The sequence below is a fragment of the Nitrospira sp. genome (genome assembly GCA_024998565.1).
Classification (GTDB): Bacteria; Nitrospirota; Nitrospiria; order Nitrospirales; family Nitrospiraceae; genus Nitrospira_A.
Genome location: JACOEM010000005.1, coordinates 52,089 through 72,381, shown reverse-complemented (window position 1 = coordinate 72,381; position 20,293 = coordinate 52,089). Strand labels below are relative to the sequence as shown.

Here is a 20,293-nt window from a genome sequence, read left to right as displayed (position 1 = left end):
CGTATACCTGAACAGCTTGATGAAGGCGAGCGTTATTCAGGAAGGACCTTGCCAGACCGGTGGTTCGACTCCAACCCCGCTGTAGTCGCCTTGTCTTGAATCAAGACCAGGTTCTGAGCGAGTTGTTCTTTGGTGACAGGATAAAATTGGGCCTTGCTCACGATTTCCTGTCCCTGCCGACTATTGACGAACAGAAGAAACTCGCGGAGCACCGGGTTCTCGAATTTCTTGCCCGGTTCATGGTTGACGTAGAGATACAACTTTCGGCTGAGCGGATACCGATGATCCGTCACGGTTTCCGCAGTCGGTAGAACCGCTTGCCCATTGGCTTGTGCTGCAATCGGCACCACCTTGACGAAGGAGCCCTGGTAGCCGATGCCGGCATATCCAATGGCCTGCGGATCGCGGGCAATGGACAGAATTTCCATTGCAGACCCCGGCTGTTCGTGAAGGTCGGACCGCAACGTGCCGCCGCCTAAGGCGGTTTGAACGAAAAACTCACGCGTTCCCGATTTTGAATCTCTCCCATACAGATGGATATCCCGCGACGACCATTCTTCGACACCGGCCTTATCCCAGCTCGTGATGTCCGAGGGCCATCCTAACTTTCGGCTGGAACTGAAAATGGCGTCGACTTGTTGCAGGGTAAGCTGCGGGATAGGATTCGCGGCATGCACGTAGATTCCAACGCCATCCAACGCGATCGGAATCTCCAGCACATCATGACCATATCGCGACTTGAAATGTCCCCGTTCCTCCGGCGTCATCACCCGTGACGAGGCCAGAATATCTGCATATGCAGCTGCCTCATGTCCTTCGCTCCTGGACTTATCACCTCGCCGTTGCTTCGAGAAACCCACAAGAAACTCTCGCATCGCGAAGTTTGATCCGGGGTGTTCAACAAAGATATTGACCGATGGATAACCATATATCCGCGTGAATTCGAAGGCCAGCTGATCCGTCAGCATAGCCATGGTGTCGGAGCCCGTGATCGTCAGTTTTCCCTCAAGTTTGTTGACTGGTTCATAGACGGTCAGGGATCCGTCGATGGTAGGATTCTCTGCCACGCTGGCACGTTCTGCCCAGGCGCCGCCGCTGCTGAGAAGGGTGGCGGTGATAACGGAACAGACGGTGGCTCGCACAAATGTCGGCCCAATACTCCTGATGCGACTGATACTCATCGTCGCTCCTCCTTACAGACATAACATGTCTGCTCATGAAGTACACGATCAGTGTGGCCGGTGACGCTCGGAACGGCCGCACTGCTATGATCGCCGTTCAACATTCGACTTCTCGCTATTCGGCCAGAACCGTCATGGTCCGCTTCCCTGCGTCCATGAGCTTGGCGGTAGTAGTCGGCCCCTGGATAAGAGTCAGATTTTGCATGATCCGTTCCTTCGGGAGCAAATAAAACTTTGCATCCGCAACGACTTGCTGTCCTTCACGAGTATTGACGAACTTAAGAAACTCGCGAAGGAGCGGGTCCGCAATGGCTTCCGTCGGATCTTGATTAATGTACAGATACAGAGTCCTGCTCAGAGGATAGGTTCCATTCATCACCGATTCGGCGGTTGGGACCACGGCAGGGCTGTTCGCGCTCTGCGCTAGCGGAACCATTCTGACGAACGAATTCTCATACCCGATACCCGCATAGCCGATTCCCTGCGGGTCTCGAGCCACGGCAAGCATTTCCATTGCCGTTCCAGGAACTTCCTGGATTTGCGGCTTGAAGGCGCCGCCCTTCAACACATTTTGCGCAAAGAAATCGTGCGTTGCAGAGTTCCGGGTACGCCCATAGAGGTGGATCGGTTGGGATGGCCATTCTGTCACGCCCACAGCGCCCCAGGTGTTTAGGTCCTCGGCGGCGCCTTGTTTGCGTCCGCTGCCGAACATCGCATCAGCCTGAACCAGCGTCAAATGCTGAACGGGATTCTGCTGACTCACGTAGAGTGCGACGGCATCCATCGCGATCGGAATCTCAATCACCTCATGACCGTTTTGCGATGTGAAGATGGCACGCTCCTCAGGCGTCATGGCGCGAGATGAAGCAAGAATTTCAGGAAACCCAGCTCCGGTGTTACCGGTACGAGCTTTATCGCCGCGACGCTGATTGGAATATTTCAGGAGGAATTGCCGCATCGCCGGATTGGTCCCTGGATGTTCCACAAAGAGATTCACCTTGGGATAGCCATGCAGCCGCGTGAATTCATTGGCCAGTCGATCCATGAGCGGCGCCATCGTATCTGAACCCGTGATCGTCAGTCGCCCTTCGATCCCCTTTACCGGCTCATACGCAACCAGAGAGGTGTCTGCGGTGGGCCGTTCCGGGCCTCCCGCATGTTCTGCTGCCGCATAGTCTCCGAATAGTGCCAGCGCCGCGACGGCGGCCAGCGCGGTGCAAACCGAACGAGTGCCTGTGTGATGTTGGGAACCTGTCTGCTGCTGTCGTGTCATCTGACGCCTCCGTATGAAGTGATGGTTGCCGCTCATTGGATTGCTCTCTTGAGAAAAAACAACAACATGTTGTCTATAACTGGTTCCAGGGTACTCGCGGTGAATTGCTGATCAATTAGCGAGATGTTAACTCGGTGTTAACTCTTGGGCCGTGCGGGCTCAAAGGTGTAAATCGTGAGTCAGGTGAGGTTGGGCACTTGAGGGCGTCCTCATGGAGTCTCACGGTGATGCTTTAGAAGTAACAACGCTGTAACTAAGCAGTGATCTTCCCGGAACAGCGCCTCCATATACTCAAGAAAGAGTCTGCTTCGATGGGTATCATTTTTATTTATAACCAGGAGGGTCGCTTATGTCGGCTGCCGATTTCTTGATGTCATCATCCTCAAACGACGCGTTTCATCTCGCCATGCTCTTGCTTGTCGGACTTTTTATTGGCCTGTGGTCCATCATGATCAAATATGAGTAACAGCGCATCGTGTCCGATATGAAGCGTACCCTCAGAAGACAAGAAGGAGATTCTGCGAATGACATTCATGAATTCAGAACCCCGAGTCCATCGCTTTTCGGATTTCATGGGGCGTGCCATCGATACCGATCTTACCGAACTCTGGATGAAAGGGATCAAGGCAGTCCTCAGCCTGCTCATTCTGACGATCCTCATCGCCTTGACCGGCGGGGTCGTCAAAACCTTTCTGGATATCGCACTGTTGCTGCATGCCCCGGTGGAGATCGGGCTCCGGCAGATTATTGTTGATACGCTGATCCTTCTCGCGGTCGTGGAAGTGTTCAAGACCACGCTGACCTATTTTTCAGAAGGTCGCGTCAAAGTCACCTTCATCGTCGATACGATCCTCGTGGTCATGTTGACGGAAATCATTTCTCTCTGGTTCAAGGATGCGGACCATATGAAGCTGCTCTCGCTTGGAGCCATTCTCCTGGCACTCGGAGCGATTCGGGTGGTGGCGGTGCGTTGTTCGCCGGCGCAAGGCGACGGAACCGGGAGAGGATCGTTCTGCGGCCGCGAAGAGATTTAGCGGCGAGGCGATCCCTGGAACGAGTTAACTCAGAATTGATGCGGCGTTGATTGCATAGACATACGGTTTCCCCATGTTACTGTCTGCACGTGATCGCCGACTCCACAGTTACCCGGGTCTGCGACAAGGGTGAGTGAAGGATTCCCAACAAGGAGGCGTGCCATGGTGCATCCATCCATTTCCCCCACCAGCGAAGGTCTGATCCTCGATCTCGTATGCCTGCGAAAATCCCTGACGCTGGAGCAGGTCGTGACCCTGCTGCCGGAGCTCAGCTGGAACCAGGTCTTTAAGACCGTCGACGAGCTGAGCCGACGCGGAGAAATCATTCTGCTTCGAAGAGGCTTTGAGTACGAGATCGAACGGATTTCGTCGAGGGCGAGGGTCTTAGCCTGCGTCGGCTGATCCCTGCGTGACAAGCATCAAGGGTCTCCTTGATCAAGGCAGGGCATTCCAGTAGAAGCCTGTCCCCGCCGGGTAGTTGTGGTTGAGTGCCGCAGCTTTCCGAATGAGGCGGTATTCCGGCCGGTTGTGTCAGGTTGGCCTCGGATGGGCCAGGAAGCGATAACGAAACCCCGGAAAAATCTCAATCGATCCCGTACCGCTGTTCTCCAGCTTTCGTCGAAGAAAGCGAACACGGTGATCGAGTTCCTCTCTGTTCATGCTCCCGGGCTCCTCGCCTGGAAGGTTCAGCAGTTCATCGCCGCGCACCAATTCCCCATCCCGAGTCAACAGGTATTGAAGCAGCCTCAGCTCTGTGTTCGAAACGGTGATTTGCCGTTCCTGCAAGGACACGACGAAGTAAGGCCCCTCCATTGTGATGGAGGTATCGGAAAACAGAACAGGGGCCTCACGACGTGTCTCATGGACTCTGCGCAGTACGGCATGGACGCGCGACACGACCTCCCGCGGGCTGAACGGCTTCACCACGTAGTCGTCTGCTCCCATTTCAAGGCCGGCAATACGGTCTGCTTCTGTTCCGACGGCCGTCAGCATGATGATCGGGATATGGCGTGTTAAAGGCGTGCGTCGGACTAAGCGACAGACCTCATGGCCGCTGAGACCCGGCAGCATCAAGTCGAGAAGAATCAACGAAGGCAGCAGTCGCTGCGCGTCACGCCATCCACTCTCACCATCCGCGGCAAGCGTCGTCGCGAATTGGGCCTGGCGCAACGCGCGGTCCAGGAGGTCGGCGTGGAGCGGCTCGTCTTCGATGATCTGGACGATCATAGAAACCATAGCAACAGACCCTACGGTTGATCTGTTTCGCCTTCCTCAAGGCCGCATTGCGAAGAGGTTACTTCGACAGTAAAAGTCTTGGCGGCTTTCGCCGCAGCGCATACGGCTTCATGAACATTATCCAGAAATGGTCCGGCTTAACCGAATGTTAAAGAAACAGTGACTCTCATGAAATGTCGCGCCTCTATGCTGGCCTCCCCACACGGAGGACAGCGCAATGTTTTCATGGAGCAATAATCATACGCCCCTGCCGTCGGAGCAAGGTGGCACCAACCTCACCCTTACGGTCTTAGGTCCGTTCATGACGATTCACCTCGTGAGTGCCGGATCAGGTGCGTCTCCTGACCTTGCGCAAGACAACGAGTCCGCGCGAGCCGACCCTCTGTAAGGACAGCCAGAGGACTGGCCTGAGCGCAACGCAGGTCCTGGGTAAGACTTTTGCCCAGAGAGGCCCCCGAGTGGCGAGCGACTCGGCGTCCTCACAATCGTATCGTGGAACGGTTCCGGGAGAATCTCGACAATCCCATGCGTGCGTATTGTCCGAGCGATGCGTTTCTGTCGGAAGGGGGAAGGCTCAGTTCGATGCAAGCAGGAGATTCAGCGATGGCACAACGACGGATCAAGTCAACCGCAGACAGTAAGCAGAAAGGTAGCCCCTCCAAGTCGGCCAAGAAGGCGTCTGCCCGCCCACGGCCGGTCCGCGACCGGCAACCGCAACCAACCGGCGGCATGGCAGCGGCCGAGGAGATCAGGATACGCATTGAGAAACTGGCCTATGAGCTGTATCAGCGCCGGGGACGGCAGGACGGGCATGATCGCCAAGATTGGCTGGAGGCCGAACGGTTGACGCTCTCACAAGCCGCAGATACGAGGCAAGGTGGCCTCGATCGCCTTTCGGCCTCATCCCATGCGTAACGAGGCAGAAGGCGGTAGACCTCAGGCAGGAATGATGGGTCCAGTGAGCGAACGAGAACCACCCGATTATTCAATTGCCCTGGCGACCGTCTGCAAGAGTGATCTCGTCCGTCTCGGCCTGCAGGCCGTCCTGACGACTCACCCGCACGTCAGGCTGGTTGGGGAAGCGATCAACGCATCGGACGCGGAGGAGATCGTCGCACGCGAGAAGCCCCGGGCGCTCATTGTGGTGCTTGAGTCAGAAATCGACATCGCAGACCTGGTGCGGAAGGTGCGGATTTCCGTTCCGACGATCAGAATCATCGCCATCAGTGCCATGGAATACAGGCACGGTACCGGCGGGCTCCTGTTGTCCGGCATCGACGGCATTGTATTGAACATTCAACCGGTGGAGGTCCTGCTCGCAACCGTCGACTACCTCCGCAGGCTCCCCGGAACGTCCCGGCGACAGGAGCGCAACGACCCGACCTCGTCGGATAGCAGAGAAACGACCGACTGTCGGGACCCTGCGAGTCCCTCCTTGCCTGAACGCCTTGATTCTCCCTTGACCGATCGTGAACAGGAGATTGCCCTGTTGGTCGGACAAGGTCTGTCCAACAAAGACATTGCCGACCGCCTTCACATCTCCACCATCACTGTCCGTCATCACCTGACCAATCTGTTCGGCAAACTTGGCATCAGCACCCGGTTAAAGCTGCTCCGATGGGTTCATCAAAAGGGCCTGGCGGGATGCGGACCGGCCGTCTGAGCGGCCGCATGACGACGAGACAACTAGCCCATGCGCCGGTCAAGGCCTGGCTTTGCCTCCCTTGCGTCGCCGGCGGGCGAATCTGGAGTCCTCGCGTTTCTAGTCTAGCAGGCTGTGGAAAAACTGGATTGTTCCGCAATACGCCGCGATCAGCTCACGTGGCGTGTCGGTATCAGAATCGGCCGCAGGATGAGCAAAAAGGCCGTCCAGCAAGGCCGCAGCGAGCGAAGTGGCGAATCGTACTCGTGCCGTACGGTGAGCCGCTGAGCGATGCGAGAACGCCGCTGGCGGACTTTTTCCGCATCCTGCTAGGGCTCAGTCATGGCAGCAGTCGGCTGCTCAGCGCAACCAACAGCCGGAGCCCCATGTCGTCAGAAGAGTTAACAGGCCGGTAACACAGCTGTGAACAAGGTGAAATCGCATCACCGTATGCTGTCGTGTACACACTCGAAGTGTGATGCATACTTTTATAGATACTTTTGTGGAGGAGTGCGCACATGTCCTTATCCGCCCGCCGAGTCTGTATGAGCGTGACGCTCGCAGTGTTGGGTTCGTTCATGACGACCGATCTTTGGACAGCCGGTGCCGCTGAGCCTGTCGCTGTCATCGAACAGGGAAGCGTCGATACCAAGCTCAAGTCCTATAGTAAGGTCAGCGGCGTCTCCGGAACGATCAACAGCATCGGCTCCGATACCTTGAACAACTTGATCACGCTGTGGGCGGAGGGATTCCGCAAGCAATATCCCAATGTGAAAATTCAAGTCGAGGGGAAGGGGTCCAGCACGGCGCCGCCTGCGCTCATTGAAAACACGGCTCAACTCGGTCCCATGTCGCGGACGATGAAGTCGAGCGAGATCGATGCATTCGAAACGAAGTTCGGGTACCCGCCGACTGCCTACCCTGTCGCGGTGGATGCCTTGGCGCTCTTCGTCAATAAGGACAATCCGATCAAGGGACTCACGGTTACAGAGGTGGACGCGCTGTTTTCCAAATCCCGGAGGCAGGGCCATGCGGTCGAACTGATCAAGTGGGGACAACTCGGATTGACCGGAGACTGGGCCGCTGCGCCTGTCAGTCTCTATGGCCGCAATTCTGCTTCCGGCACCTATGGCTTCTTCAAGGAACACGCACTCAAGAACGGCGACTTCAAGGATCAGGTGAAGGAACAGCCCGGCTCCGCCTCCGTGGTGCAAGGGATCAGCGAAGATCGTTACGGCATCGGCTACAGCGGGATCGGCTATACCACGTCCGGAGTAAAAATGCTTCCGCTGGCGGTAAAGCCCGGCCAACCGCTCATCGAACCCACCCAGGCGAACACGAGAAACGGCACGTATCCGCTCTGGCGATACTTGTACATCTATGTGAATCAGGCCCCGGGAAAACCCCTCTCCCCCATCGTGAAAGAGTTTCTTGCCTACGTGTACAGCAGGGAGGGGCAATCCGACGTGCTGAGGGATGGCTACTTCCCGGTCGATGCCACCTTGGCTGAGAAGCAGCTGAGCCAGATCCGGTAATGATCACGGAGCGATTCCGACTGATGCTGAGGCCTGTGCATCTCCGAACATTGTTCGATCGGCTTGCCCGGGCCATTATTACCGTCGGTGGGCTGGCGACCATCGTCAGCATTCTCGGGATCTTCTTTTTTCTGTTTCGCGAAGTCACCCCGTTGTTCACGGCGCCGAGCGCGAAGTTGACTCAACGCCTGAGTGTGCCTGCCCTGCTTGTGGACGAAGGTCCGGCTCAGGTGGCGGTCGATGAACATCGTGAGATCGCGCAGGTGTTCACATCAGGAGCCATTCAGTTCTTCGATCTGGCATCGGGCCAACCCATCCCGTTGGAGATGCCGGCACAGGTAACGAGCCGCCAGATCACGGCGATGGCGTCCGGAGGCGGCAATGCTCCGCGGTTGGCCGTGGGCACAGCCGATGGTGAAATCCTGTTCTTGAAAGTCGGCACCACGACGGAATTTACCGATCAAGGCGAGCGACGCAAGCGCCCGCATATTCGCGCCGGTCAACCTATTCCACTGACGAAGAGCCCCATCGTCCGGCTGGCCTACCGGGCCAATGATCAAGGAAGTCTGCTGGCCCTCCTGTCGAAGGGCGGCCGGCTGCTCGTCGTGCGCATAGCGGCGGATGACGTGGCGGGCGACCATCCGATCATCACGGAACTGCCGCAACCGAAAGGTGCGGTGACGGCTCTCGCCCTGGATGCGTTACTTGAAAATCTGTATGTGGGAACCGCGGACGGACAGGTGGTGCATGTCGCCTTGTCCGAGACGGAGTCGCCGGAGATGAGGGCCGCCTATACTGTCGCCGCATCCTCGACGGCCGTCACGACGTTGGGGTTTCTGAGTGGCGATCGTAGCCTGGTGGTCATGTCTGAGGACGGTGCGGTCTCGACCTGGGGACTTGTGCGACGCGCCGATGCCCCGTCCGGTTGGAAACTGACCCAAATCCATACCCTCCGCCCTCACAATGCGCCGGTCACCGCGTTTGCTCCGTCGCAACGGGTCAAGGGGTTCGTGACCGGCGATATGAAGGGCAATCTGTTCCTGCACCATGCGACCTCTTCTCAAACGTTGTTGCGGCTGGCCAACAGTGAGTTTCCGATCCGCGCCGTGGCGTTCGCGCCGAAAGGCGACGGGTTGATCGCGTTGGACGGGGCCGGGCAACTGACTCTGTACCAGGTGCAGAATGCCTATCCAGAAGTGACGCTCGAGACGTTGTTCGGCAAGATCTGGTACGAGGGGTACGATCAGCCGGCGCATGTGTGGCAATCCTCCTCCGGGTCGGATGATGTTGAGCCGAAGCTCGGTCTGCTTCCGCTGGCATTCGGAACTCTCAAGGGGACGATGTACGCCCTGTTTCTCGCCGTGCCGATTGCCATTCTGGCGGCGCTGTGCACCTCGCAATTCATGCATCAGGACCTGCGCGCGAAAATTAAACCTATTATTGAAGTCATGGCGGCGTTGCCGACCGTGGTGCTCGGTTTCCTTGCCGGGCTCTGGCTGGCCCCTCTTCTTGAACGAATGCTCCCGGCGGTGGCCGGTATGGCGCTGGTGTTGCCTCTGCTGGTTGTCGTGGCCTCGTTCGCCTGGTACCTCTGTCCGTTGTCCGTGAAACGCCACCTCCCGCAGGGTCAGGAAGCATTGCTGCTGCTCCCCATCATGGCTCTCGGAATCGTCGGCTGCCTCTGGGCCAATTCCACCATCGAAGGCTGGTGGTTCGATGGGAACGTCAAGGCCTGGCTCTCAACCCGGCTCGGTATCGAATACGATCAGCGCAACGCGCTGATCGTCGGTATCATGATGGGGTTTGCCATCGTCCCGGTCATCTACAGTATTGCCGAAGAGGCGCTGTCCAATGTGCCGAAGATCCAAATCGCCGGGTCGCTCGCGCTGGGCGCGACTCGTTGGCAAACCGTTCTGTATCTGGTGCTGTTGTCCGCCAGCCCGGGAATATTCTCCGCCGTGATGATCGGGTTCGGGCGTGCGATCGGGGAAACCATGATCGTCCTGATGGCCACGGGGAATACTCCCATTCTCGATTGGAATTGGGCGAACGGCTTTCGGACGCTGTCGGCCAATATCGCCGTGGAAATTCCGGAAGCTCCGCATGGCGGAAGTCTCTATCGGGTGTTGTTCCTCGCCGCCTTGCTCTTGTTCATCGTCACGTTTGTCATCAACTCGTTGGCGGAACTCATTCGTCAGCGGCTCCGGGATAAGTACAGCCATGGGTGAACGGTCGAAGCTCATGAAGGACTTTTGGCGAGGCGGGGAACTGTTCGTCTGGATGACGGCCTCCGGTGTGGCGCTCAGCCTGTTGATGGTGGCCGGGATGCTTGCCTTAATTATGATCAACGGCCTGGGACAATTCTGGCCCGGTGCATTGCAGGAAACGACGCTGAGGACGCAGGAGACGGTGATCGGTCAGGTGGTGGGAGAAGAAGTCATCCCCAATTCGGTCACGCCGGACTCGCCGTCCGGACAACGCCGTTTTCGGTATCGGGTCGGCAATCGGGATGTGTTCGGGTCCGAATATCGTTGGATCAATGCCGCGGATATTGTGTCGAGCGCGCGTTCCGAGGATCTCACGGTTGTCGAGCGGCGTGAGTGGGGGCCTGCCTTCGGTCGGATCACGGTCGGCGTGGAGGGGGCAGCAGCAGGAAGCGCAAGCGGGAGTTCATGGTCGACGGTGAAGACGCTGGTGGAGCGGGCCAATCAGTTACGTCGGCGGATCGAACATCTGGAGCGAGAAGACATTGGATCCATCAACTATCGGATTGAGAAGGCCAGGCTTGCCCGACATGCGTTGACGCTGAGCGGTCGACTTAGCCCTGGCGATGCCGAACAAGACCAGCGTCTCATCGATCAGATTACCGCGTTGGAACGAGACTATCTCGCCAAGGCTGAGGCGCTTGAGCGGCTGCATAAGGAGGCCGGGCAGGAGGTCTTGTTTTTGACCGTCTCCACCGGACGGACGGTGCGGCTCTCTCTCGATCAGGTGTTGGCCGTCAGTCGGCCGAACGGGATGCATTGGGTTGAGAAGCTCCTGGCCTATGTCCACAATCTGTGGCTGTTTGTTTCCAGCGAACCCCGTGAAGCGAACACGGAGGGCGGCATCTTCCCGGCGATCTTCGGCACGGTGCTGATGGTCTTTCTGATGACCTTGGCTGTGATGCCGTTCGGTGTGATGGCGGCCGTCTATTTGCGGGAATATGCGCAACAGGGTCCGTTGGTGAGGCTGGTCCGGATTGCGGTGAACAACCTGGCCGGTGTGCCGTCCATTGTCTTCGGGGTCTTCGGCCTCGCCTTTTTTGTCTACGCGCTGGGTGGCACGATCGACCAATGGTTGTTTCCCGAGGCGCTCCCGAATCCCACCTTCGGCACGGGCGGCATCCTGTGGGCTTCTTTGACCCTGGCGCTCCTCACCGTCCCGGTCGTGATCGTGGCGACGGAGGAAGGACTGTCTGCGGTCCCACGGGATTTCCGGGAAGGTTCGCTCGGACTGGGCGCGACCAAATTTGAAACGCTCCGGCATGTGATCCTCCCCTGTGCGTTACCGGGAATTTTGACGGGACTGATCCTGGCCATGGCGAGGGCGGCCGGGGAAGTGGCGCCCTTGATGCTGACCGGGGTGGTGAAATTGGCCCCTGCCCTCCCGCTGGACGAATACCTTCCCTTTCTGCATCTCGATCGAAAGTTCATGCACTTGGGATTCCATATTTACGACGTCGGATTTCAGTCCCCGAACGTCGAGGCGGCGAAGCCGATGGTGTATATGACCACGCTGATTCTGATCCTCGTGGTCGTGTTGCTGAATTGGGCGGCCGTGCGGCTACGCAACCGTTTACGGCGACGATTTACCGCATCGGCAGTGTGATCACAGAAAGGATTACGCATGGATATCCAGACTTGTAGTCTGTCGCCGACGGCGCCGGCATTGTCACTGCGTCCGACCGTTCCGCAACCGCGTCTCACTCGTTCCCACGAGGCGCAAGGAACTTCCGTCGATGCAAAAATGCTGGTCCGCAATCTCGACTTTTATTATGGCCAACGACAGGCCCTCTTTCGGGTCTCACTGACGGTACGGACCCATTCGGTCACCTCCTTCATCGGGCCATCGGGGTGCGGAAAATCCACGTTGCTGCGATGTCTGAATCGTATGAACGATCTGGTGGAAGGGGCGCGCGCGGTGGGACGTGTGGCACTGGACGGTGTCGACATCTACGACCCCGCCATCGACGTCACCGATCTCAGGAAGCGTGTGGGGATGGTCTTTCAGAAATCGAACCCGTTTCCCAAATCGATCTACGACAATGTCGCGTATGGGCCGCGTCTGCACGGCACCAAGGATAAGCGGTCTCTGGATAAACTCGTGCAGCATAGTCTGCAGGGCGCCGGACTCTGGGATGAGGTAAAGGACCGGTTGATGCAAAGTGCCCTGGGACTGTCAGGCGGACAGCAACAGCGGTTGTGCATCGCGCGCGCGCTGGCGGTCCAGCCCGACGTCATCCTGATGGATGAGCCCTGTTCGGCCCTGGACCCCATCGCGACCGGCAAGATCGAAGAACTCATCTATACTTTGAAGGACACCTACACCGTGGTGATCGTGACGCACAACATGCAGCAGGCCGCGCGCGTGTCGGATCAATGCGGTTTTTTTCTGATGGGCGAATTGGTAGAGTTCGGCGATACCAAGACGATTTTTACGACCCCGCACGATAAACGAACGGAAGACTACATCACCGGGCGGTTTGGATAAATCGCGGGAGGAGCCCGACCATGCAACGACATTTCGATCAAGACCTCGCGCATCTCAAGCAGACATTGCTCCGTATGGGCGGGCTCGTCGAATCGCAGATTCAACAGGCCCTGCAGGCGCTGGTGGATCGGGATTCCGATCTGGCGGTCGATGTCATCAAGCAGGACCACGATGTCAACGCGTTGGATGTCGAGATCGACGAACTCTGCATTCAATTGCTGGCGCTGCAACAGCCGACGGCTCGCGATCTCCGCTTCGTGACGACGGGGATGAAGATTTCGTCTGAACTGGAACGGATGGGCGATCTGGCCGACAACATCGCGCAGCGAGCCCTGGAGCTGAACGGCGAGCCGCAGCTGAAGCCCTATATCGACATTCCGCGCATGGCCAATTGGACGATGCGTATGGTCAAGGACTGTCTGGATGCCTTCGTGAATTCAGATCCGGTGCTGGCGCGGAAGGTGTGCGCGGACGACGACTTTGTCGATGAGGTGAACGAGCAGTTGTTTCGAGAACTGCTCTCCTTTATGCTGGAAGATACGCGGACCATTACCCGCGCGATCCGGCTCACCTTCGTGGCGAAGTCGCTCGAACGGATTGCCGATCATGCCACCAATATTGCGGAGCTTGTCGTCTACATGGTTGAAGGCAAGAACATCCGGCACGTAGCTCCCTCTGCGAGCATGTAGATGCCCAAACTGGCCGTCCTCGATATCGGCACCAATTCCATTCATATGGTCCTGGCGGAAGTTCAGCCGGACTACACCTATAAGATTCTCGACCGCTTCAAAGACATGACCCGTCTCGGTGACGGGGTGTTCACGTCACGCCGCCTCTCCGACCAGGCGATGATGCGCGGACTCGAAGTCATCCGGAACCTGGTCACGCTGGCCAGGAACAAGGGCTACGAGCGGATCGAAGGCGTGGCGACCAGCGCGGTACGAGAGGCGCGAAACGGCGGGGAATTTCTCGATCATGTCGCACAACAAACCGGGTTGACGGTCCGGGTCATCACAGGCGCAGAGGAAGCCCGCTTAATCTTCCTTGGCGTGCAGAACAGCGTCGCTCTCCCTGAGCCGCCTACCCTCGTGATCGATATCGGAGGCGGTTCGGTCGAGGTGATCGTCGGGAACCGGGAAACGATCTATCAGGCTCGCAGCCTCAAGTTGGGAGCGATTCGGCTCAAAGATTTGTATCTGACCAAGACGCCGCCCTCTAAGGCGATGCTGCACGAACTCGAAGAGGCTGTGACCGGTCAACTCAAGCAGGCGCTCGGTACCTATAAGACAAAACGCGTGGAGCAGATCATCGCCACTTCCGGGATGGCGGGCAACCTGGCCGAAGTCATTTATCTGCAGCGCACGGGCCGCCCGCTCCAGCAGCTGAACCTCACGAAAATTTCGGCGAAAGAAATTGCCGCCGTTGAAAAACGTCTGGCCGACGCCACGCTGAAAACCCGGCTGGCCATGCCGGGGCTTGATCCCAAACGCGTGGATACGCTGCTTCCTGCGACGATGGTGTTTCGAATTCTGCTCGACCTGTTACGGAAAGATGAGCTGACGATTTGCGACAAGGCGATCCGGGAAGGGATCATTTACGATTTTATTCAGCGGCACCACGAGGGTATTCAGGCGGAGCGGGACATTCCCGATGTCCGGAAGCGGAACATTCTGGCCCTGGCTCGCCGGTGCCATGTCTCCGAGACGCATGCGCTCCATGTCGCCGGACTCGCCTTACGCCTGTTCGATCAAACCACGTCGTTGCACGGATTCGGGCAGCGGGAGCGTGAGTGGCTGGAGTTCGCGGCCATCCTGCACGACATCGGATATTTGATCAATTCACGCCAGCATCACAAACATGCCTACTACTTGATCAAGAACAGCGATCTTTCCGGATTCACCGCCGAGGAAATCGATCTGGTGGCGAATGTCTCGCGGTATCACCGCCGCTCGGTACCGACGCGGAAGCACAGTGAGTTCACCGCGTTGCCGGAAGGGAATCAGCGCATCATCAACGTGCTGTCGGCCCTGCTCCGTATTGCCGACGGATTGGATCGAAGCCAGTTTTCGGTGGTGCGGAATGTCGAGGTCAAAATCGGCAAGACCGTCGTCATCACGGTGGACGTGTCGGGTGATGCCGAGCTGGAAATCTGGGCGGCGCGGGGTCGCAGCGATCTCTTCGAGAAGGTGTTCAAGCGGCCGGTTCAGTTCGTCACCACAAGCCAGGAAGACGACGTCACCTAACCCGCATTATTCATGAGCGCTTCTGCTGCAATCGCCGATCCGCTGCTGCGACGAGCCTTCGGCCGCCGGTCTCGCGACGTGGCTCGACAATTTCGCGACGAACCGTCATGAATAATGCGGGCTAAAGCGTCTGCCGCGTCGGCCTCTGTTTCCTCCGCCCTCCCTCGCACGGTGCGCATGTGCGAAGCCCTGTCTGTCTCTATGAGCAGTCTCGAGTATCCCGGCAGATCCGGTTTCACGATGCGCAACCGGTATTCGCTACTTGTTGGATTGGCTTGTGAGTCGGCTGGTGATCATGCGAGAGCCCGCAGTTGTGCTGCCGTCAGCCACCATTCGAGTCGTCCTGCCGCGGGCCTCACGGACTCTTCGATGTGGATCAGGCAGGCTCCTGCTTTTTTGAGTGACAGGCCGCTGCAGGGCTTTCCCGTGAGCAGGATTCCCGCGGCCAGGCTCAGGTGAGGTTCATGGCCGATACAGAGCGCGACGGCGTCCGGCGGCAGCGCATCCAGCAGCGCAAACAGGGTGCGAGGTGCCGCTGTTGGATCGAGTTCGCTGCAGATCCGGATCTTCGGGTTGGAACGAATCAAGGGTTGAAGAATGGCGGCGGTGTCGTGCGCACGCGCCAGGGGACTTGAAAGGATATGCGTCGGTTTGATGCGCAGATTGAGCAGTCCCTTGCCGGATTCTCGGGTTCGCGCTGCGCCTTTGTCGGTCAGTGGACGGTCCTGTTCCTGCCCGCTCCACTCCTGACGCTCGATCGCGATACCATGTCGAAAGAAGAGGCAGTCCATCGGGCATCCTCCGGCAGGAAGAAAGTCGGTGGTCAGGTGGCCGTTACTAGTTCAATCGGTACTCGAAGTCTTGCCGCTGCTCTCCGGCCGGCCTCTCTCACTTCCACTGTGAGGCTGCCATGAGAAGACCACGCTCCCCTATTCATACAGCACCGGCCAGTCTCGGGCAAGAAGTCGTTCAGGCGGCTGCCACCTACCAAGCCACGGTGCTTCGTTTGATACGCCACGCGATGGCGGGCGACGGCACCGCTGATACCATCCACTCGATTCGCACCCACTGCCGTAGACTTCAAGCATTACTGGAGCTCTGTGACAATCGTAACCGCGCCGCGGTGATGGCTCAGACCGTGAGTCGCTTGAGTCGGCTGAGGGCTTTGCAAGTCTTCCGGCAATATCTGATGAAGATTGAAGCACCCGAGTCGGACATCACAGCCGTCGAGGCCTGGATCGTCGGACGGGAACACAAGCTGACTCGCGCGCAGGCCTATCGCAAGATTGAACAGGCAGTCTGGAAGCAGGCGCTTCCGCTGATCACTTCCCCGGGTCTTTCCCTGAAGCACCGACTGGAAGTCTTGAGGCACGAGCATGAGCGCGTCCTCTCGCGGCTGATCGAGAAGGCCTCGGAGAAGCCTCGTCGAAAACGTCTCCATGCTCTGCGCCTCGCCCTGAAGACGGTCCGCTATCAGACGGAATGGCTGCCGGGACAAGGGGCAACCAAACAGGATGGGCTGAAACGGATCAAACAGGTGCAGGCCCTATTGGGGCGGTATGAGGAAAGGGCGGATTTCAGGCGCTGGGGCAAGAAGCTGAACCTCACCGTGCAGACACGAATCGAACGGGATTGGAAGCGGGCTCGTCGCCGAGCCAGACGAGTGCCGGAAGAGTTGGCCTGGTTGCTGGACGCACTGGCCGCAGGCCGGCTGTGGAGCGAGGGCGATCGGAAAGGCGCGTTACTGAGCCTGGACAATGTCCGACTTCTCTGAGGAAGGGATGATCAGACGAAAGCCGCCGGGAACCATTTTGATGTGTCCCGCCGCCGGGCTCTCCCCGGCCAGTTTTTTATTCAGTTGCTCCATGCACCGGTCGATTTCCCCGTCATGCATCAGGGCGTCGTCCCCCCAGAGGAGCGTGCTGAGTTCTTCGCGCGGGACCACGCTTCCGACCGTACTGGTCAGTCGCCGCAGTGATTTCCATTCATGAGCGGATAGCGTCAACTTCTGCCCGCGGTACACCGCCACGTACAGACTCTCCGTCAAGGCGAGATCCTCACCGAGTTCCTCCTCCTGTCCTTGTCCCTGCTGAGATCGGCGCAGCAGCGCCCTCACGCGCGCGACCAGTTCGCCCGCTGCATAGGGTTTGACGATGAAGTCATCGGCTCCGCCATCGAGTGCCTCGACACGACGTTCTTCAGATGAATAGCCGGACATGAGAATGATGGGAATGTATTTTGTGGAAGGGTCCTGCCGGAGGCGTTTGCACATTTCCCGTCCGGTCAAGCCGGGCAAGTTATCGTCGGCCATGATCAAGGAGGGCTTGATACGCCACACGTCCTGCATCGCGGACGGGCCATCGAATGCGACATTCGTCCGGAACGACGCTTGCCGAAGGACCTGATCCAACAGCTTAGCCTGACCCTGGTCATCTTCGACAATTTCGATGATTTCTAAACCCATGGAGACAGTCCTCAAATGAATGATCGGCTCAGCGAAGGAGAAACTTGAGACGGAGAAGGATACGGAGAACGTGGGCGTATGCCGGTCACACCAGGCATTCGTCATGCTCCAAAGCAGCCATCTGTTCTACTCGAAGCCAGCCAGGCATTCTGACGAGATTTAGCCACCGCTCCTGGCTAACGCGGGAGTGGTCTCGTCCTCTACCTGGCCGACTTCCCCTTGCGTGCGTAACTTCCGCATGGACTCCTCACACAGTGTGATCCGGATGGCCCCACTCACTCACCGACCGAGCATGGCATCGGCCAATTCGCTCAGCGTGAGCGGCTCCATCACGCCGGCCTTATGCCGTCCCCTCGCCGTGCCGTGGACGGCTTCAAGAATCGCTGCTGTAGTCTTTCACATCGCAATCCATCACGTGTATCCGGCGTCTTGCACGAGGCGCTGTGCGCTCTCACTCCATGCCCAGCTACGTCCAAGCTCCACCAGTCTCGTGCCGCATGCAGCACACGTATGATCGACACACTGTCAGGATGCGGGAGGTAGAAGATCAGGTAGTTGTCGAAGTCCTTGATGCGCCATTTGCGCATGTTCGCCAGGGCGGGATGCTGCAGTGTCAGCGGTGCACCCATCATGGGCTGTTCAGCGAGATCATTGAAGCTGGCTTCGGCGTTGGCCAGGAAGCGTTCCGCGGTGTCCAATCCCACGTTGTCCGTCAGGTAGACGAAATGCTCAACCAGGTCGCGCCTGGCTCCCGCCCGCTGGTAGGCCGTCGGCATTAGCGCTGCTTCTTTCGTGCTCCCAGCTTCGCCAAGGCCTCTTGGCGAATGGCACTCCAGTCAGCTGGTGTCATTTCACTCTCGCGGCTGTTCAGTCCTTCCAATAGTTTCGCTTCGAGTTGTGCTTCGGCTTTGCGTTTCTCGTCGGCGCGGATCAGCTCGCGCACATATTCGCTCACGCTGCTATAGCGGCCTTCGGCGATCTGCCCATCCACGAACTGCTTCAAGGGGTCGGGTAAAGAAATGTTCATGCTCTGCACGGCGCACCTCCTTTCGCGTCCACGATGCCACGAATGGCATATAATAGCAAGAATTGTCATTCAATGCCTCGTGAGAACATTGAAAATGGATTGAATGAACACTCTGCCGGCCATTCCAGTGGTTGGTTTCGGGCATTGTGGGTGGCAGCGTTCGAGCATTACAGGTGACTGATTTGCAGCATGCTGGTGGCTGGTTTGATCAGAAGACACAATCTGGCCAAATACGGGATTCGACCACCTGCTGTCGCAGCCGATAGCGACTGCGATGCCCGGCGCGTCTCAGGCGGATCTTCATCGCGTGGACTTGCGTCCACGGTACGGTCTAACCGGAAGGCCATGCACCGTAACCAGAACGTTTTCCCTTCAGACCGTTTCAGATTGGGGAAAGCGTACGAATCGCTACCCCGGAACGAGATCAACCATGGGCTGGTGGACGGCAGACATACGCAGAAAGCGAACGGTCGGCGGACTGGGCGAGGCAGAAAGCGGCTATTTCGAGGCGCCCAAAATACGGTGCAGGTGTTTGAACCAGGGGATGTTCGATCCAGTGGACTCGCCGTTCTTCTCGCCGCCACGAGGCGATGAAGCCTGGCGACCGCTCAGACGATCGATGCGTTCGGCGACGTCCTTGAACGTGGGTTCTTCCCGCCTGATCCAGCGGTAATGCTCAAGTGTATCGTCGATTCGTCCCAAGGATTCGAGTGTGCGCGCGAGCAGGTACCGCACCTGGATGGTGTCGGCGGACGCGACACGTTGTGCCTGCAGGGCTTTTCGAAATGCGATGGCTGCTTCCTCAGACTGGCCGATGGATTTCAGGCAAATGCCGACTTGCGCCATGGCCCTGAATGTCAGAGCCGCATCCTGGGCGGCGAGGGAAAACTGTTGCAGCGCATCTTTATGCAACCCGACTTTCTTGAGCGCCAGGCCACGTTCGTAGGCCTCCCCCGCGTCATGGCTTGGCGGATGGGCTGCTGTGGTAGCCTCCACGGTCTTGACTGATCGGTCGCCGAGGCTTGGAGTGGAAGCGGTTCGGGATGCGAAGGTGGCGAGCTGAGCCTGTTCTGCCGCATCCTGTTCCGGAGTCATCGCCGTGAGAGCATCGGTGTCCGTGAGCGGGAGAATGCCCCCTTTGCTCCGGTCTTTCGCCGCCTGCGCCACGATCTTGGTTGAAAGAAACGGGGCCTCCTCTGCGAAACCATAGGTCAGGGCCGTATCGCACAGTTGGTTGATCAGGCGTGGGATGCCGCCGGTCAGCCGATGAATCATACGAGTGGCATGGTGCGTGAAGATCGGTTCCTCGCGGCCCGCGACTCGCAGGCGGTGGGCAATGTAACCCAGACTGTCTTCTTCTTTGAAGGGTTCGAGGCTGTAGTCCACCATCACGCGCTGGGCGAACTGTGTCAGGTCCTTGCGTTGGAGGAGCTGTCGTAAATCCGGCTGTCCGGAGAGAATAATCTGGAGGATGGGCGCCTTGTCTTTATTGAGGTTGGAGAGCAGGCGCAGTTCCTCCAAGAGATTCGCGCCGAGATTCTGTGCTTCATCGACGATCAACAACACGCGTCGCTTGGCAGAAGCTTCCTTGTCCAGAAACTGCTGCAAGGCATGAAACCCTTCCAGCTTATCCAGACTCTTCTCATTCTGACCGAAGGCCAGCAGGATCCAGGGCAGGAGTGTTTCCATTCCTGCATGGGTATTCGTGATGAGTCCGGTCGTGAAATGGTTCCGATGCTCGGCAAGGATCTGCTGGATGAGCGTGGTCTTGCCCATCCCGGGTTCTCCGGTGAGTACGACGAACCCGGGATGGGCAAGGATCCCGTATCAGCGCAAGACGATGGGTCTCGCCTCGATAGAGGAAATCAGGGTTCGGAACCAGGGTAAACGGTTTGAGCGTCAGATT

Annotated in this window: 19 protein-coding genes; 11 read left to right on the top strand and 8 right to left on the bottom strand. The window is 58.1% G+C overall.

Annotation, left to right across the window (positions count from 1 at the left end):
* Positions 1–32: 32 nt before the first annotated feature.
* Positions 33–1,181, bottom strand: a complete 1,149-nt coding sequence (locus H8K11_09840; GenBank protein ID MCS6264046.1) for a PstS family phosphate ABC transporter substrate-binding protein — start codon at positions 1,179–1,181, stop codon at positions 33–35.
* A gap of 115 nt (positions 1,182–1,296) precedes the next feature.
* Positions 1,297–2,454 carry a PstS family phosphate ABC transporter substrate-binding protein gene (locus H8K11_09835; protein MCS6264045.1) on the bottom strand — a complete coding sequence of 386 codons (1,158 nt, stop codon included), beginning with the start codon at positions 2,452–2,454 and terminating at the stop codon, positions 1,297–1,299.
* Between the two features lie 572 nt (positions 2,455–3,026).
* Here H8K11_09835 and H8K11_09830 point away from each other — a divergent pair.
* The gene (locus H8K11_09830) at positions 3,027–3,488 is read left to right on the top strand and encodes a phosphate-starvation-inducible PsiE family protein (protein MCS6264044.1); all 462 of its coding nucleotides are present in this window, start codon (positions 3,027–3,029) and stop codon (positions 3,486–3,488) included.
* A gap of 162 nt (positions 3,489–3,650) precedes the next feature.
* Entirely contained in the window at positions 3,651–3,890 is a 240-nt protein-coding gene (locus H8K11_09825) for a hypothetical protein (GenBank protein ID MCS6264043.1), read from the top strand.
* A gap of 129 nt (positions 3,891–4,019) precedes the next feature.
* Here the strand turns inward: H8K11_09825 and H8K11_09820 are convergent, their stop codons facing one another.
* Entirely contained in the window at positions 4,020–4,715 is a 696-nt protein-coding gene (locus H8K11_09820; protein MCS6264042.1) for a response regulator transcription factor, read from the bottom strand.
* A gap of 612 nt (positions 4,716–5,327) precedes the next feature.
* On the opposite strand from H8K11_09820, the gene H8K11_09815 reads away from it, so the two are divergent.
* The 8 genes from H8K11_09815 (at position 5,328) to H8K11_09780 (ending at position 14,896) form a co-directional block, all read left to right on the top strand.
* Positions 5,328–5,639, top strand: a complete 312-nt coding sequence (locus tag H8K11_09815) for a DUF2934 domain-containing protein (protein MCS6264041.1) — start codon at positions 5,328–5,330, stop codon at positions 5,637–5,639.
* A 43-nt stretch (positions 5,640–5,682) separates the two neighbouring features.
* Positions 5,683–6,387, top strand: a complete 705-nt coding sequence (locus H8K11_09810; GenBank protein ID MCS6264040.1) for a response regulator transcription factor — start codon at positions 5,683–5,685, stop codon at positions 6,385–6,387.
* 557 nt (positions 6,388–6,944) lie between these two features.
* Positions 6,945–7,901, top strand: coding sequence for a phosphate ABC transporter substrate-binding protein (locus tag H8K11_09805; protein MCS6264039.1), 957 nt, complete (start codon positions 6,945–6,947; stop codon positions 7,899–7,901).
* A 23-nt stretch (positions 7,902–7,924) separates the two neighbouring features.
* Positions 7,925–10,129 (top strand): ABC transporter permease subunit, encoded by a 2,205-nt coding sequence (locus tag H8K11_09800; GenBank protein ID MCS6264038.1) that lies wholly within the window; start codon positions 7,925–7,927, stop codon positions 10,127–10,129.
* Positions 10,130–10,142: 13 nt separating this feature from the next.
* Positions 10,143–11,771, top strand: coding sequence for a phosphate ABC transporter permease PstA (gene pstA, locus H8K11_09795; GenBank protein ID MCS6264037.1), 1,629 nt, complete (start codon positions 10,143–10,145; stop codon positions 11,769–11,771).
* Positions 11,772–11,789: 18 nt separating this feature from the next.
* The gene (locus tag H8K11_09790) at positions 11,790–12,653 is read left to right on the top strand and encodes a phosphate ABC transporter ATP-binding protein (GenBank protein ID MCS6264036.1); all 864 of its coding nucleotides are present in this window, start codon (positions 11,790–11,792) and stop codon (positions 12,651–12,653) included.
* Positions 12,654–12,673: 20 nt separating this feature from the next.
* Positions 12,674–13,342, top strand: coding sequence for a phosphate signaling complex protein PhoU (gene phoU / locus H8K11_09785; GenBank protein ID MCS6264035.1), 669 nt, complete (start codon positions 12,674–12,676; stop codon positions 13,340–13,342).
* Positions 13,343–14,896 (top strand): Ppx/GppA family phosphatase, encoded by a 1,554-nt coding sequence (locus H8K11_09780; protein MCS6264034.1) that lies wholly within the window; start codon positions 13,343–13,345, stop codon positions 14,894–14,896.
* A 293-nt stretch (positions 14,897–15,189) separates the two neighbouring features.
* Here H8K11_09780 and H8K11_09775 read toward each other — a convergent pair whose 3' ends face one another.
* Positions 15,190–15,687 carry a histidine phosphatase family protein gene (locus tag H8K11_09775; protein ID MCS6264033.1) on the bottom strand — a complete coding sequence of 166 codons (498 nt, stop codon included), beginning with the start codon at positions 15,685–15,687 and terminating at the stop codon, positions 15,190–15,192.
* 119 nt (positions 15,688–15,806) lie between these two features.
* Here H8K11_09775 and H8K11_09770 point away from each other — a divergent pair, with 119 nt between their 5' ends.
* A complete protein-coding gene (locus H8K11_09770) occupies positions 15,807–16,670 on the top strand; it encodes a CHAD domain-containing protein (GenBank protein ID MCS6264032.1) in 864 nt (287 codons plus the stop codon).
* Here H8K11_09770 and H8K11_09765 read toward each other — a convergent pair.
* The 4 genes from H8K11_09765 to H8K11_09750 all read right to left on the bottom strand — a co-directional run bounded on the left by H8K11_09765 (position 16,638) and on the right by H8K11_09750 (position 20,163).
* Positions 16,638–17,360 carry a response regulator transcription factor gene (locus H8K11_09765; protein MCS6264031.1) on the bottom strand — a complete coding sequence of 241 codons (723 nt, stop codon included), beginning with the start codon at positions 17,358–17,360 and terminating at the stop codon, positions 16,638–16,640. The two genes, H8K11_09770 and H8K11_09765, sit on opposite strands and share 33 nt — an antisense overlap.
* A 329-nt stretch (positions 17,361–17,689) precedes the next feature.
* The gene (locus tag H8K11_09760) at positions 17,690–18,136 is read right to left on the bottom strand and encodes a type II toxin-antitoxin system RelE/ParE family toxin (GenBank protein ID MCS6264030.1); all 447 of its coding nucleotides are present in this window, start codon (positions 18,134–18,136) and stop codon (positions 17,690–17,692) included.
* Positions 18,136–18,396 carry a type II toxin-antitoxin system ParD family antitoxin gene (locus H8K11_09755; GenBank protein ID MCS6264029.1) on the bottom strand — a complete coding sequence of 87 codons (261 nt, stop codon included), beginning with the start codon at positions 18,394–18,396 and terminating at the stop codon, positions 18,136–18,138. The genes H8K11_09760 and H8K11_09755 overlap by 1 nt, the downstream gene beginning before the upstream one ends.
* 489 nt (positions 18,397–18,885) lie before the next feature.
* Positions 18,886–20,163: an AAA family ATPase gene (locus tag H8K11_09750; GenBank protein MCS6264028.1), complete on the bottom strand. Its 1,278-nt coding sequence runs from the start codon at positions 20,161–20,163 to the stop codon at positions 18,886–18,888.
* Positions 20,164–20,293: the final 130 nt, after the last annotated feature.